This is a genomic window from Thauera sp. SDU_THAU2 (assembly GCF_038260575.1).
GTDB lineage: Bacteria > Pseudomonadota > Gammaproteobacteria > Burkholderiales > Rhodocyclaceae > Thauera.
Genome location: NZ_JBBWUN010000003.1, coordinates 2,839,783 through 2,852,671, shown reverse-complemented (window position 1 = coordinate 2,852,671; position 12,889 = coordinate 2,839,783). Strand labels below are relative to the sequence as shown.

12 protein-coding genes and 1 pseudogene are annotated in these 12,889 nt (G+C 67.3%); 3 read left to right on the top strand and 10 right to left on the bottom strand.

Annotation, left to right across the window (positions count from 1 at the left end):
• Positions 1 to 39 precede the first annotated feature (39 nt).
• Positions 40 to 2,730, top strand: a complete 2,691-nt coding sequence (gene pepN / locus AAFL97_RS14930; protein WP_341645595.1) for an aminopeptidase N — start codon at positions 40 to 42, stop codon at positions 2,728 to 2,730.
• Between the two features lie 69 nt (positions 2,731 to 2,799).
• Here the strand turns inward: pepN and AAFL97_RS14925 are convergent, their stop codons facing one another.
• The 10 genes and pseudogenes from AAFL97_RS14925 to AAFL97_RS14880 all read right to left on the bottom strand — a co-directional run bounded on the left by AAFL97_RS14925 (position 2,800) and on the right by AAFL97_RS14880 (position 10,834).
• Entirely contained in the window at positions 2,800 to 3,246 is a 447-nt protein-coding gene (locus tag AAFL97_RS14925; protein WP_341645594.1) for a CBS domain-containing protein, read from the bottom strand.
• 136 nt (positions 3,247 to 3,382) lie between these two features.
• Positions 3,383 to 4,207, bottom strand: a pseudogene (gene panC / locus AAFL97_RS14920) (pantoate--beta-alanine ligase); the annotation flags it as partial.
• A 68-nt stretch (positions 4,208 to 4,275) separates the two neighbouring features.
• The gene (panB, locus tag AAFL97_RS14915; protein ID WP_263459769.1) at positions 4,276 to 5,091 is read right to left on the bottom strand and encodes a 3-methyl-2-oxobutanoate hydroxymethyltransferase; all 816 of its coding nucleotides are present in this window, start codon (positions 5,089 to 5,091) and stop codon (positions 4,276 to 4,278) included.
• Between the two features lie 84 nt (positions 5,092 to 5,175).
• Positions 5,176 to 5,814: a deoxynucleoside kinase gene (locus tag AAFL97_RS14910; RefSeq protein ID WP_263459770.1), complete on the bottom strand. Its 639-nt coding sequence runs from the start codon at positions 5,812 to 5,814 to the stop codon at positions 5,176 to 5,178.
• A 35-nt stretch (positions 5,815 to 5,849) separates the two neighbouring features.
• Positions 5,850 to 6,233, bottom strand: a complete 384-nt coding sequence (locus AAFL97_RS14905; RefSeq protein ID WP_341645593.1) for a DMT family protein — start codon at positions 6,231 to 6,233, stop codon at positions 5,850 to 5,852.
• 52 nt (positions 6,234 to 6,285) lie between these two features.
• Positions 6,286 to 6,771: a 2-amino-4-hydroxy-6-hydroxymethyldihydropteridine diphosphokinase gene (gene folK / locus AAFL97_RS14900; protein ID WP_341645592.1), complete on the bottom strand. Its 486-nt coding sequence runs from the start codon at positions 6,769 to 6,771 to the stop codon at positions 6,286 to 6,288.
• Between the two features lie 13 nt (positions 6,772 to 6,784).
• Positions 6,785 to 8,143 carry a polynucleotide adenylyltransferase PcnB gene (gene pcnB, locus AAFL97_RS14895; protein WP_341645591.1) on the bottom strand — a complete coding sequence of 453 codons (1,359 nt, stop codon included), beginning with the start codon at positions 8,141 to 8,143 and terminating at the stop codon, positions 6,785 to 6,787.
• 70 nt (positions 8,144 to 8,213) lie between these two features.
• On the bottom strand, positions 8,214 to 8,876 hold the full coding sequence (locus tag AAFL97_RS14890; protein WP_341645590.1) for a histidinol-phosphatase: 663 nt from the start codon (positions 8,874 to 8,876) through the stop codon (positions 8,214 to 8,216).
• A gap of 142 nt (positions 8,877 to 9,018) precedes the next feature.
• Entirely contained in the window at positions 9,019 to 9,711 is a 693-nt protein-coding gene (gene hda / locus AAFL97_RS14885; protein WP_341645589.1) for a DnaA regulatory inactivator Hda, read from the bottom strand.
• A 10-nt stretch (positions 9,712 to 9,721) separates the two neighbouring features.
• Positions 9,722 to 10,834 (bottom strand): AI-2E family transporter, encoded by a 1,113-nt coding sequence (locus tag AAFL97_RS14880; protein ID WP_341645588.1) that lies wholly within the window; start codon positions 10,832 to 10,834, stop codon positions 9,722 to 9,724.
• A 151-nt stretch (positions 10,835 to 10,985) separates the two neighbouring features.
• Here AAFL97_RS14880 and purM point away from each other — a divergent pair, with 151 nt between their 5' ends.
• Both purM and AAFL97_RS14870 read left to right on the top strand, forming a co-directional pair.
• Positions 10,986 to 12,044, top strand: a complete 1,059-nt coding sequence (gene purM, locus AAFL97_RS14875; RefSeq protein ID WP_341645587.1) for a phosphoribosylformylglycinamidine cyclo-ligase — start codon at positions 10,986 to 10,988, stop codon at positions 12,042 to 12,044.
• 125 nt (positions 12,045 to 12,169) lie between these two features.
• Complete coding sequence (locus tag AAFL97_RS14870; protein WP_341645586.1) at positions 12,170 to 12,655, top strand: hypothetical protein; 486 nt, start codon at positions 12,170 to 12,172, stop codon at positions 12,653 to 12,655.
• The last annotated feature ends 234 nt before the right edge of the window (positions 12,656 to 12,889 follow it).

The window sequence follows — 12,889 nt, the reverse complement described above, 5'->3', positions numbered from 1 at the left end:
CCGCTTTTCCGCGCCCCTCGCGCGGAAGCTGGAGAAAACATGAGAACAGAACACGCCCCAACGATTCAGCGCGCCGACTACCAGCCTTTGTCCTGGACGGTCGAGACCGTCGATCTGCATTTTTCCCTCGATCCCGACGCCACCGTCGTCACCAACCGCATGGTGTGCGTGCGCAACCGCGATGCGGAGATCGGGCCGATCCGGCTGTGGGGCGAGGATCTCGAGCGGCTGTCGCTGACCGTCGATGGCCAGGCGCCGCGCGGGTTGCGCGAGCAGGGCACGCTGATCGAGATCGACGCCGACGGCGAGCGCGTGGTGGTCGAGGTGAAGACCCGCATCGACCCCAGGGCCAACACCACGCTGTCGGGGCTCTACCTGTCCAATGGCGGCTTCTTCACCCAGTGCGAGGCCGAGGGTTTCCGCCGCATCACCTGTTTCCCCGACCGTCCGGACGTGATGGCGCGCTTCACGGTGACGCTGGAAGCCGACCGCAGCGCATGCCCGGTGCTGCTGTCCAACGGCAACCTGATCGAGCAGGGCGAGCTGCCGGATGGCCGCCACTATGCGCGCTGGGAAGATCCCTTCCCGAAGCCGTCCTACCTGTTCGCGCTGGTCGCTGCCGACCTGGTGGTGCTGGAGCGCAAGGAGCGGACGATGTCGGGCCGCGAGGTGCTGCTGCAGGTATGGGTGGAGGAGGGCAACCTCGACCGCTGCCAGCACGCGATGGATTCGCTGGTGCATTCGATGCGCTGGGACGAGGAGACTTTCGGCCTGGAGCTGGACCTCGACCGCTTCATGATCGTCGCCGTGGCCGACTTCAACATGGGGGCGATGGAGAACAAGGGGCTGAACATCTTCAACACCAAGTTCGTGCTCGCCAAGCCGGACACCGCGACCGACGTCGATTACGAGAACGTCGAGAGCGTGGTGGCGCATGAATATTTCCACAACTGGACCGGCAACCGCGTCACCTGCCGCGACTGGTTCCAGCTCACGCTGAAGGAAGGGCTGACGGTGTTCCGCGACCAGCAGTTCTCGGCCGACATGCTGGGCAACATGGCAAATGAGGCCGCCGGTCCGGCAGCCGCGGCCTCGGCGCGGGCGGTCAAGCGCATCGACGACGTGCGCGTGCTGCGCGCCGCGCAGTTCCCCGAGGATGCCGGGCCGATGGCGCATCCGATCCGCCCGGACAGCTACCAGGAGATCAACAACTTCTACACCGCGACGGTGTATGAGAAGGGCGCCGAAGTCATCCGCATGCTGCACACCCTGCTGGGGCAGGAGGGCTTCCGCAACGGCATGGACCTGTATTTCAGCTATCACGACGGCCAGGCGGTGACCTGCGACGATTTCGTCGAAGTGATGTCGGAGGCGAACAACGGCTTCGATCTCGACCAGTTCATGCGCTGGTACGGCCAGGCCGGCACGCCGAGGCTCAAGGCCCGCGGCGAATGGAATGCGGCCGAGGGTTGCTACACACTGACGCTGGCCCAATCCACCCCGGCGACGCCGGGCCAGCACGCCAAGCTGCCGCTGGTGATCCCGGTGGCGGTCGGCCTGATCGGCCCGGACGGGCGCGATTGCCCGCTGCGGCTCGAAGGCGAGGCGCAGGCCGGTGCGAGCACGCGCGTGCTGCAACTGACCGAGGCCGAGCAGTGTTTCCGCTTCGTCGGCCTCGATGCCGAGCCGGTGCCCTCGCTGCTGCGCGGCTTCTCCGCGCCGGTGATCCTCGAACTGGACGAGGACGATGCGCGCCTGGCTTTCCGCATGGCGCACGATGCCGACCCCTTCAACCGCTGGGACGCGGCGCAGCGCTATGCTGAGCGCATCGTGCTGGCGATGGCGGCCGATGCGGCGATGGTCGTGCCCGGAGCCTTCGTCGCCGCTTTCCGCACGCTGCTCGAAGACGGCGCGCTCGACCCCGCTTTCCGTGCCCAGGCGTTGGCACTGCCGGGCGAAGCCTATCTGCTCGAACGCATGGCGCCCGCCGATCCGCAGGCGCTTCGGGCAGCGCTGGTCAGGCTGATGCGCACGCTGGGCGAGCGTCTGGCGGGCAACTGGCTGGCCTTGTTCGACGCGATGCAGGTGCCGGGCGAGTATCGCTACCATCCCGGCGATGCCGGCCGCCGCGCGCTGGCGAATCTGGCGCTGCGCTACCTGACCGCTGCCGGCAATGCCGAAGGGTTGGTCAAGGCGCAGGCACGCTTCGACGCCGCGACCAACATGACCGAACGCTCCGGCGCCCTGGCTGCGCTGGTGCAGAGCTCGCATCCGGCGCGCGAGGCTGCGCTGGACGCCTTCCAGGCCCGCTACCGCGACGATGCGCTGGTGCTCGACAAGTGGTTCGCGCTGCAGGCCGGCGCCTGGCGCTGGGACGATGCGGCAGCGCCGGCATTGGATCGCGTGCGCGTCTTGATGGCTGATCCGGCCTTCAGCCTGTCGAACCCGAACAAGGTCTATGCGCTGCTGGGTACCTACTTCCGCGCCAATCCGGGCGAATTCCACGCCGCCGACGGCAGCGGCCACGCGTTCTGGGCCGAGCAAGTGATCGCGCTGGACGCGAAGAACCCGCAGGTCGCGTCACGCATGGCGCGCGCGCTGGAAAGCTGGCGCCGCTTCACGCCGGCGCTGCAGGCGAGCATTCGTGCCCAGCTCGAGCGGGTGCTGGCGAGCGACGGCTTGTCGCCGGACGTGGCCGAGGTGGTCGGCAAGGCGCTGGGCGGCGACTGAGGCCGCTTTCCTTGTGCGGAAACGAAAAACGCCGGGGCCCGCCCGGCGTTTTTCATCGCTGTTGCAGCCTCATTCGGCGGCGAGGTCGCCAGCGATGTAGCTTTCGAGCTGGCGGATCGTGGCCTGCTGCTGCTGGACGACCGACTTGACCATGTCGCCGATGGTGACGACGCCCATGATTTCACCGTGATACACGACCGGCAAATGACGGAAGCGGTTCTCGGTCATCGTGTGCATGACTTCATCGACCGTATTCGTGGGCGTGACGGTGCAGGGGTTCGGCGTCATCAGGTCGCCGACGCGGATGTCGCGCGACACCAGGCCCTTCAGCACGACTTTGCGTGCGTAGTCGCGTTCGGTGAAGATGCCTACCAGGCGGTTTCCCTCTATGACCAGTACACAGCCGATGTCGAACTGCGCCATCAGCGACAGGGCGTCGAACACCGAGTCGGCCGGGCCCACGGCGTGGAAAGCGCTGCCCTTCTGTTCAAGAATCTGTTTTACGGTCGTCACCATCGCTGTTCTCCCTCCTTCGGTCGTCGCGCCACAAGCTCGCCGGCTGTGGCGGGTTCTTGTAAGTTGCAAGTATAGGGTGGTCCGGGCTTCGCTTGAGCACAAGCGGGGGCGAACCCTGATGATATGCCGCGGCTCGGATCTCCAGATTGTCGATCAGCCGGGTGCGGCCCAGCTTGGCCGCCGCCAGCACGACGAGCGGATCGTCCATGTGCAGCGGCGGCTGCAGGTCGGCGCGGCGGCGCACGGCGACGTAGTCGGGCTGCCAGCCGGCGGCGGCCAGTTCGTCCATGGCGTCGGTCTCGAGCTTGAGCAGGTCGTGGTCGCCGGTGCGCACGGCGTCGCGGATGCGGCTCAACAGGCGGTACAGCAGCGTCGCGCGGGCGCGCTCGTCCTCGCTCAGGTAGCCGTTGCGCGAGGACAGCGCCAGGCCGTCGTCGGCACGCACGGTGTCGCCCGGCAGCACTTCGACCGGCAGCGCCAGTTCGCGCACCATGTTGCTCAGCACCATCAACTGCTGGTAGTCCTTCTTGCCGAACAGGGCGATGTCGGGCTGCACGATGTTGAGCAGCTTGAGCACCACGGTGGCGACGCCGCGGAAGTGCCCGGGGCGGAATTCGCCTTCGAGGATCGAGACCTGGGCCGGCGCCGGATCGACGTGGTAGCGCTGCGGCTGCGGATACATCTCGGCTTCGTCCGGCGCGAAGACGTGCTTGACGCCGACCGCGGCGAGCTTCTCGCAGTCGGCGGCGAGGGTGCGGGGGTAGTGGTCGAAGTCTTCCCCGGCACCGAACTGCAGGCGATTGACGAAGACGCTGGCGATCACGCAGTCGGCCTTTTCGGCGGCCTGGCGCATCAGCGTGATGTGGCCTTCGTGCAGGTTGCCCATGGTGGGAACGAGGGCGACCTTGCCGGCGGTGGCGCGGGCCGCACGCAGCCCGGCGATGGTGTGATGGATCTGCATGTCGGAACCTGGAGTGGTTGGCAACTACGGGTTGGCAACGGCGCCGTCGGCGACGGCGCGCCGGGCGCTCAGTAGCAGTGTTCGGCAGCGGGGAAGCTGCCGTCGCGCACTGCGGCCACATAGCGCGCGACCGCATCCTCGATGCTGCTCGCGCCTTCCATGAAGTTGCGCACGAAGCGGGCGGTCTTGCCGGGGAAGATGCCGAGCATGTCGTGCAGCACCAGCACCTGGCCGTCGCAGGACGGCCCGGCGCCGATGCCGATGGTGGCCATCGTGCGCAGGCTGGTCGTGATGTCGGCGGCGAGCGTGGCCGGCACCATTTCGATGACGACCAGCGAGGCGCCGGCCTGCTCCAGCGCCAGTGCGTCGGCCTTCATGCGGGCCGCGCCTTCGTCGCCGCGGCCCTGCACGCGGTAGCCGCCGAGCTGATGCACCGATTGCGGCGTCAGGCCGATGTGGGCGCACACCGGCACGCCGCGCTCGACCAGGAAGCGCACGGTTTCGGCCATGTACTCGCCGCCTTCGATCTTGACCATCTGCGCGCCTGCGGCCATCAGGCGCGCGGCGTTGCGCATCGCCTGCTCCGGGCTCTCGTGACAGGAGCCGAAGGGCATGTCGGTGACCACCAGTGGGCGGGCATTGGCACGCGCCACGCACTCGGTGTGGTAGGCCATCTGCTCGAGGGTGACCGGCAGCGTCGATTTCTGGCCCTGCAGCACGTTGCCGAGCGAGTCGCCGATCAGCACGACATCGACGCCGGCGCGGCCGAGCAGCGCGGCGAAGCTGGCGTCGTAGCCGGTCAGCATGACGATCTTGCGGCCTTCGGCGCGCATCTTGCCGAGTTCGAACAGGGTGACGGGCTTCTGGTCCTGGAGATAGCTCATTCATCGCTCCTGATGGGAGGGCGGAGTTTTCCACCAAACTGGTGCATTGCACAAGTTCATTACGCCAAATTAAGGATCGGGGTTTTACCCGGCGTAACCGAAGAATTCGCGGTAACCGCGCATGTCGCGCAGGCGGGTGAGCAGCAGCTCGAAGTCGTCGTCGTGGTCGACCGGATTCAGTTTACCGGCATCGACGATGAACAGCGGTGCCGCATCGTACTGGTAGAAATAGCGCGTGTAGCGGTCGGCGACCTGCTGCAGATAGGCTTCGGTGATGCGCCGCTCGGCGTCGAGTCCGCGCTTGTGCACGCGCTCCATCAGCGTGTCGGCGCTGGCCTGCAGGTAGATCACCAGATCGGGCTGGGGCGTCACCGCGGGTTTCACGCTGTCGTGGATGCGCTGGTGCAGCGCCAGCTCCTCGGGGCTGAGGTTCTGCTCGGCGAACAGCCTGTCCTTGTCGAGGATGAAGTCCGATACCACGCGCCGTTCTTCCGAGATCGGGCCGAGTGCGGCCAACTGGTCGATGCGCTGGAACAGGAAGGACAGCTGTGTTGCCATCGCCCAGCGCTCGGGCTGCTGGTAGAAGCGCGCCAGAAAGGGGTTGAGCTCGGCCTGCTCGAACAGGGTGTCGGCCTGCAGCCGCTCGGCGAGGCGCTTTGCCAGCGAAGTCTTGCCGGCGCCGATCGGGCCTTCGACGACGATGTAGTGTGCTTTGTCGAGCATGAGCGTGCCGGCCTGGCCCTGTATCAGTGGTGGAATCAGCTGCGGAAGATGAAATAAACCGCGCCAAGCATACACAACGCAGCCCAGAGATAGTCAAGCTTGAGCGGCTGCTTCATGTACAGCACGACGAAGGGGACGAACACCAGCAGGGTGATCACTTCCTGCATGATCTTGAGCTGGGCGAGATTCAGCGCGGTGGCGCCGATGCGGTTGGCCGGCACCTGCAGCAGGTATTCGAACAGCGCGATGCTCCAGCTCACCAGCGCCGCCAGATACCAGGCCTTGCCCTGCATGTTCTTCAGGTGGCCGTACCAGGCGAAGGTCATGAACACGTTGGAAGCGGTCAGCAGCAGGGCGGTCTGCAGCCAGACGGGGTTGGCGGTGAAAGCCGTGGCGGCGGGCTGGAGCCAGGTGGGCATGGTGGGCTCGGCGGAGGCGCGAAAGGAAAGGCTTCGGTGGTGGGGGCAGGGCTCAGGCGCGTGCGATGGCCTGATCGGCAACGCCCGGCAGCAGATCGGCAGCCCGGCCGTGGCCCGGAATACAGGCCTCGGGTGCGATCTCGGCCAGCGGCACCAGCGTGAAGGCGCGCAGGTGCATGCGCGGATGCGGCACCTGCAGGCCGGGCTCGTCGATGACCGCGTCGCCGTGCAGCAGCAGGTCCAGATCCATGGTGCGCGGCGCCATGTGGCCATCGCGCCGGCGGCCGCCTTCGTGCTCGATCGCCAGCAGGGCGTCGAGCAGCGGGCGCGCGGCGAGCGTGGTCGACAGCTCGATCACCGCGTTGATGTAGTCGGGCTGGCCTGCGACGCCGACGGGGGCGCTGTGGTACAGCGACGAGCGTGCCGCGACCCGGGTGCCGGGCAGCCCCGCCAGGCGCTGCAGCGCCAGCGCGAAGGCTGCGGCGGGGTCGCCGAGATTGGCGCCGAAGGCGACGAAGGCGCGCACGGGGGGCGGCATCGGAGGCAGGGCTTCAGGCGGCTTCGGAGGCAGAGGCGGTCGATGCGCCGGCCGGCTTGCGGCGCTTGCGGCGACGCTTCCTGGCCGCCGGGGCGTCGTCGGCCGGCGCCTGCCGGATCAGCTCCTCGCGGGCGTCGTGGCCGGCATGGGCGAAGCGGTCCCACCAGTCGACGATCTCCATCGGGATTTCGTCGGCCTGCGCGCGCAGGCGCAGGAAGTCCCAGCCGGCGCGGTAGCGCGGCTGCTCGATGAGGCGGTAGGGCGTCTTGCCGGCGCGCTTGTCGAAGCGCGGCTGCAGCGCCCAGATGTCCTTGATGTCGCCGACGATGCGGCGGGTGATGGCGAGCTTGCGGGCCTGGGCGTCGAGCACCTCGTCCATCGCTTCGAACAGCGCCGGCTGCGAGTGTTCGCCGGCGGCTTTCTTCTTTTCCCACGCGGCCAGCACTTCGTGCCACAGTAAGGTGGCGAACAGGAAGCCGGGCGACACCGACTTGCCCTGGCGTACGCGCTCGTCGGTATTTTCCAGCGACAGCCAGACGAAGCGCTCGCCCATCGGCTGTTCGAGGATCACGTCGAGCAGCGGCAGCAGGCCGTGGTGCAGGCCTTCCTCGCGCAACTGCTGCAGGCATCCGACTGCGTAGCCCGAGAACAGCAGCTTCAGCATCTCGTCGAACAGGCGCGCGGCGGGGACGTTCTCCAGCAGCACCGCCATGTCGCGGATCGGGTGGCGCGCGGCCGGGTCGATCGTCAGCCCGAGCTTGGCGCCGAGGCGCACCGCGCGCAGCATCCGCACCGGGTCTTCGCGGTAGCGGGTGCGCGGATCGCCGATCATGCGCAGCGTCTTCTGCTGGATGTCGGCGACACCGTGGTGGTAGTCGACGATGGTCTCGCTGGCAGGGTCGTAGTACAGCGCGTTGACGGTGAAGTCGCGCCGGGTGGCGTCCTCTTCCTGGTTGCCGTAGACGTTGTCGCGCAGCACGCGGCCGTGCTCGTCGATCTCGGCCGATTCGGCGTCCTGGCTGGCGCGGAAGGTGGAGACCTCGATGGTTTCCGGCCCGCTCATCACATGCACGATCTTGAAGCGGCGGCCGATGATGCGCGAACGGCGGAAGGCGGCACGCACTTCCTCGGGCGTGGCGCTGGTGGCGACGTCGTAGTCCTTGGGCGGCTGGCCGATCAGCAGGTCGCGCACCGCGCCGCCGACGACGAAGGCCTTGTAGCCCTTTTCCTGCAATACGGCGCAGACCTTGCGTGCGGCGGGGGAGAGTTGTTCGCGCCGAATGCCGTGGCGTTCGACCGGAATCAGCGCGGGTTCGTGGCGGGCGGATTGCGCCGGGCGCTTGAAGACCTTGCGCAGCAGCTTGCGGATCATCGGGAAAGGCGTCGTTCTTGCATGAGCCGGCAATGATAACCGATCGCCCGTGGCGAGCGCGCTTCGTCCATCAGCGCAGCGACAGCACCGGCCAGCCCTGCTGTTCGGCGTGGGCGCGCAAGGTGTCGTCGGGATCGACCGCGACCGGGTCGGAGACGTGCTTCAGCAGCGGCAGGTCGTTGTGCGAATCGCTGTAGAACCAGCTTCGCTCGAAGCCGCCGACGTAGAGGCCGAGCGATTCCAGCCAGGCATCGACGCGGACGATCTTGCCGGCCTGGAAAGCCGGCGTGCCGCGCGCCTTGCCGGTGAAGGCGCCGTTTTCCTGTGCCGGGACGGTGGCGACGAGATGGGCGATGCCGAACTCGCGCACGATCGGGCCGGTGACGAAGGCATTGGTGGCGGTGACGACGGCGACCAGCGCACCTTCGTCCAGGTGCTGCCGGACCAGCGCGCGTGCCTTGGCGGTGATCATCGGCTTCACCGACGTTTCCATGAACTCGCGGTGCCAGGCATCGAGTTCGGTCCGCGAATGGCGCGCCAGCGGGGCGAGCTGGAAGTCGAGGAAGGCGTCGATGTCGAGCGTGCCGGCCTTGTAGTGCTCGTAGAACTCGATGTTCTTCGCTTCCTGCACTTCGCGGTCGAGCACGCCCTTTTCGATCAGGAACTGTGCCCAGGCGAAGTCGGAATCCCCGGCGAGCAGGGTGTTGTCGAGGTCGAAGAGGGCGAGGTTCAAGTGGATGCTCCGGGGTATTGGGTAGAGTGAAAGGTGGCGATGGGTTTCGCTTCGCTCTATCCATCCTACGGGCTTCGCCGCCTCTGTAGGATGGGTAGAGCCGCAGGCGAAACCCATCGGCCGTGTCTGAATGGTACTCCCATCAAATCTCCAGCCCTTGCTGCATCATCTCGCGCAGCAGGGGCAGGGTGATCGGGCGTTTGCGCTCGAGCGAGGCGGCGTCGAGGGCGTCGAGCACGGCCAGCAGGCTGGGCAGTTCGCGGCGGCCGTGGCGCAGCAGGAAGTCGACCACTTCGTCGGCCAGCCGCAGGCCGCGGCGTTCGGCCAGGGTGGCCAGGATGGTGGCGCGCGAGGCGTCGTCGAGCGGCTGTACTTCGTAGATCAGGCTCTGGCCGATGCGGGTGCGCAGATCCTCGCGCAGGCCCAGCCCGAGCGGTGCGGCGGGGCCGGCCAGCAGCAGCGATTGGCCGTTGCCGCGGCTGCGGTTGAAGGCGTTGAACAGCGCGATCTGCGCTTCGGGCGCCAGGCGGTCGATGTCGTCCACCGCGACCAGCGCATCGGCGGTTTCCGGAAGGGCGTCGTCCACGTCCTCGGCGGCGAGGATGTGGGTCGGGCGGCCGGCCTCCCGCGCCAGTGCCACGCTGGCGCGCAGTAGGTGGCTGCGGCCGCTGCCTGGCGCGCCCCAGACATAGACGTGGCGTGCCGGCAGTTGCCGCGCGGTCGATGCCGAGGCCAGCAGCGACACCGCCGCCACCAGTTCGGCGTTGGCGCCGGCGACGAAGTTTTCCAGCGTCGGCGGCGCATCGGGGCGGATGTCGAGGACGAGTTGCTTCATGGCCTGGCGATCAATGCCGATCGTGGTTCACATCCTGCGTGATCACCGGCTGTACCCGCGTGCCGAGATAGACCGGGCTGGCGAACCAGGCGTTGCGCACTTCGCGCAGGCCGACCAGCAGCGCGGCGCTGACCGGCAGCGCCACCAGCACGCCGACGAAGCCGAACAGCTGGCCGAAAGCCATCAGCGCGAAGATCACCGCCAGCGGATGCAGGCCGATGCGCTCGCCGACCAGGTAGGGCGTCAGCACGAAGCTCTCGATCACCTGGCCCAGCCCATACACGATGCCGACGCCGATCAGCAGCGGCCAGCCTTCGGCCTGCAGCAGTGCGGCGAGGATGGCGAGGATCAGGCCGCCGCCGTAGCCGACGTAGGGAATGAATACCAGCAGGCCGGTCAGCACGCCCACCGGCAGCCAGAAGTTCAGCCCGGCGAGCCACAGCCCGATGCTGTAGAACACTGCCAGCAGCAGCATCACCGACAGCTGGCCGCGCAGGAACTCCGACATCACCGAATCGATGTCGTTGATGATCGCCATCGTCCGCTCCAGCCACGGCCGCGGCACGATGCGCTGCAGTTCGGTCAGCAGGCGCGGCCATTCCTGCAGCAGGTAGAACATCACCAGCGGGATCAGGAACAGGTTGGCGATGAAGGCGATCACCGCCATGCCGCCGGCCTTGAGGTGGCCGAGCACGATCGGCACCAGGTCCTGCGCGTTGCTCCAGTTGTCGGTGATCAACTGGCGCAGCTGGGCGGCGTCGAGCTGCAGGTCGATGCCCAGCCGCGCCTGCAGCAGCGGCGATACCTGGGCGTTGAACATATCGACCAGATCGGGCAGGCGGTTCACCAGTTGAACCCCCTCGCGATAGACCATCGGCACCAGAATCAGCGCCAGCGCCACCATCATCAGGCCCAGCGCGACGATCACCAGCAGTACCGCCAGCGCGCGCGGCACGCGGCGCGCCACCATCCAGTTGACCGCCGGGTCGCAGATGTAGGCGAACACCGCGCCGATCACGAAGGGCGCGAGGATGGGGCCCAGCAGCCAGAACAGACCGACCAGCGCGATGGCGATGGCGGTCCAGGCGAGGGCTTGCAGGCGATAGGCGCGGGGCTGGGTCATTTCGAGTAAAATCGCGGGCTTGGCGCGGGGGCATGCCACCCGCGAAACACGTAAATGTAGCCACTTGGCGTTGCAGCCTCAAGCACGGGCCGCGGCCAGGGGCGCCAGCCGGGCACCGCCCCGGCATTTCCGCCAGTCCAGAGGAACGATCTTGAGCGCACCCACCTCCTCCAACCAAGCCTCCCTCTCCTACCGCGATGCCGGCGTGGACATCGAAGCGGGCGACGCCCTGGTCGACCGCATCAAGCCGCTGGCCAAGCGCACCATGCGCCCCGAGGTGATGGGCGGCATCGGCGGCTTCGGCGCACTGTTCGAGCTGTCGAAGAAGTACAAGGAGCCGGTGCTGGTGTCCGGCACCGACGGCGTCGGCACCAAGCTCAAGCTCGCCTTCCAGTTGAACAAGCACGACACCGTCGGCCAGGATCTGGTGGCGATGAGCGTCAACGACATCCTGGTGCAGGGCGCCGAGCCGCTGTTCTTCCTCGACTACTTCGCCTGCGGCAAGCTCGACGTCGACACCGCTGCCGACGTGGTCAAGGGCATCGCCCAGGGCTGCGAACTGGCCGGCTGCGCGCTGATCGGCGGCGAAACCGCCGAAATGCCCGGCATGTACCCGGCGGGCGAATACGACCTCGCCGGCTTCGCCGTCGGTGCGGTCGAGAAGGCCGACATCATCGACGGCAGCCGCATCGTGCCGGGCGACGTCGTGCTCGGCCTGGCTTCCAGCGGCGCCCACTCCAACGGCTACTCGCTGATCCGCAAGATCATCGAAGTCGCCAAGCCCGACCTCGACGCCGACTTCCACGGCCGCAAGCTGCGCGACGTGGTCATGGAGCCCACCCGCATCTACGTCAAGCCGCTGCTGGCGCTGATGCAGGGCAAGCCCGGCGTGGTCAAGGGCATGGCTCACATCACCGGCGGCGGCATCACCGAGAACGTGCCGCGCATCCTGGGCGACGGGCTCACCGCCCGCATCGACGCCGCCGGCTGGACGCTGCCGCCGCTGTTCCAGTGGCTGCAGAAGGAAGGCAACGTCGACATGCAGGAGATGTACCGCGTGTTCAACTGCGGCATCGGCATGGCGGTGGTGGTGTCGGCGGCCGACGCCGATGCGGCCGAAGCTGCGCTGAGAGCGGCGGGTGAAACCGTCCATCGCATCGGCCGTATCGATGCGCGCAAGGATGGCGAAGCGCAGACCATCGTCGGCTGAGGTCGGCGAGGTTCCGCCTCGGCCGCTGGTCGGCCCGCACTGAAACCCGGCCACCGCCGGGTTTCTTCTTTTCGGAGGCAGTTCGCGGGCAGGAGGGGAGCAGCGTGTTTCCTGGAGCAATCTGAATGCGTGCAGTCTGGATCAGCGGCGTGCTCGCCGCGGCATCGTGGTTGGTGATGGCCTGGCATCTCGCCGAGCTCAAGCCGAGTGTGATCGCGCTTCAACTCGCGTGGGATCCAAGGATATTTGGCGAGATCATCCATCTTTGGCCGCCCGAGGGGTTGGCACTGTACCGCCGCTGGCTTCCGTTCGACGGTGCGGTCTTGCTGGCCTATGGTGCGTTCGGGTGGCTGCTCGCGGTACGCACCCGGATTTTTTCCCCGTTGCCGCGGATTGCGCGCGCCGCCGCGCCCTTCATGCTGCCGTTGGCAGCCGTTCTCGATGCGGTGGAGAACGGTTTGCACTGGTGGCTCACCGAAATGCCACGCTTCGGTGTACCTTCGATCTACTTGATCAGCACGACTTGCTCCGTGCTGAAGTGGCTGCTGCTGATCCTGTTCTGCGCGCTGGTGTTGTGGGCGCTGGCCGTCGAGGACGGGCGGGAGCGCTGATGACGATGAGCGCGATCGCGGTGCTGAAGGCTTGAGAACCGCCTGGCCACGGTGTCGCCGGGATGCCCGCACGGCATGACGATGCGCTGTCGGTCGGGGACTCCGGGTTTGCCCTCGTTCGGTCGTCGTCGATGACTGCTCGCGTTCGGGCGGCAGAGTTGGATAGAATTCACGACTTTCGACATAAAAGCTTTCAGAGTTTCGGCAGGGACGGGGAGGTGTGCGGTCTGTTTG

Excerpts from the sequence above, each read along its gene's own strand:
- panB (WP_263459769.1), bottom strand. The coding sequence starts at position 5,091 with ATGAGCTATCTCCAGGACCAGAAGCCCGTCACCCTGTTCGAACTCGGC.
- pcnB (WP_341645591.1), bottom strand. The coding sequence starts at position 8,143 with ATGATCCGCAAGCTGCTGCGCAAGGTCTTCAAGCGCCCGGCGCAATCC.
- AAFL97_RS14880 (WP_341645588.1), bottom strand. The coding sequence starts at position 10,834 with ATGACCCAGCCCCGCGCCTATCGCCTGCAAGCCCTCGCCTGGACCGCC.
- AAFL97_RS14905 (WP_341645593.1), bottom strand. The coding sequence starts at position 6,233 with ATGCCCACCTGGCTCCAGCCCGCCGCCACGGCTTTCACCGCCAACCCC.
- AAFL97_RS14910 (WP_263459770.1), bottom strand. The coding sequence starts at position 5,814 with ATGCTCGACAAAGCACACTACATCGTCGTCGAAGGCCCGATCGGCGCC.
- hda (WP_341645589.1), bottom strand. The coding sequence starts at position 9,711 with ATGAAGCAACTCGTCCTCGACATCCGCCCCGATGCGCCGCCGACGCTG.
- pepN (WP_341645595.1), top strand. The coding sequence starts at position 40 with ATGAGAACAGAACACGCCCCAACGATTCAGCGCGCCGACTACCAGCCT.
- folK (WP_341645592.1), bottom strand. The coding sequence starts at position 6,771 with ATGCCGCCCCCCGTGCGCGCCTTCGTCGCCTTCGGCGCCAATCTCGGC.
- AAFL97_RS14925 (WP_341645594.1), bottom strand. The coding sequence starts at position 3,246 with ATGGTGACGACCGTAAAACAGATTCTTGAACAGAAGGGCAGCGCTTTC.
- AAFL97_RS14870 (WP_341645586.1), top strand. The coding sequence starts at position 12,170 with ATGCGTGCAGTCTGGATCAGCGGCGTGCTCGCCGCGGCATCGTGGTTG.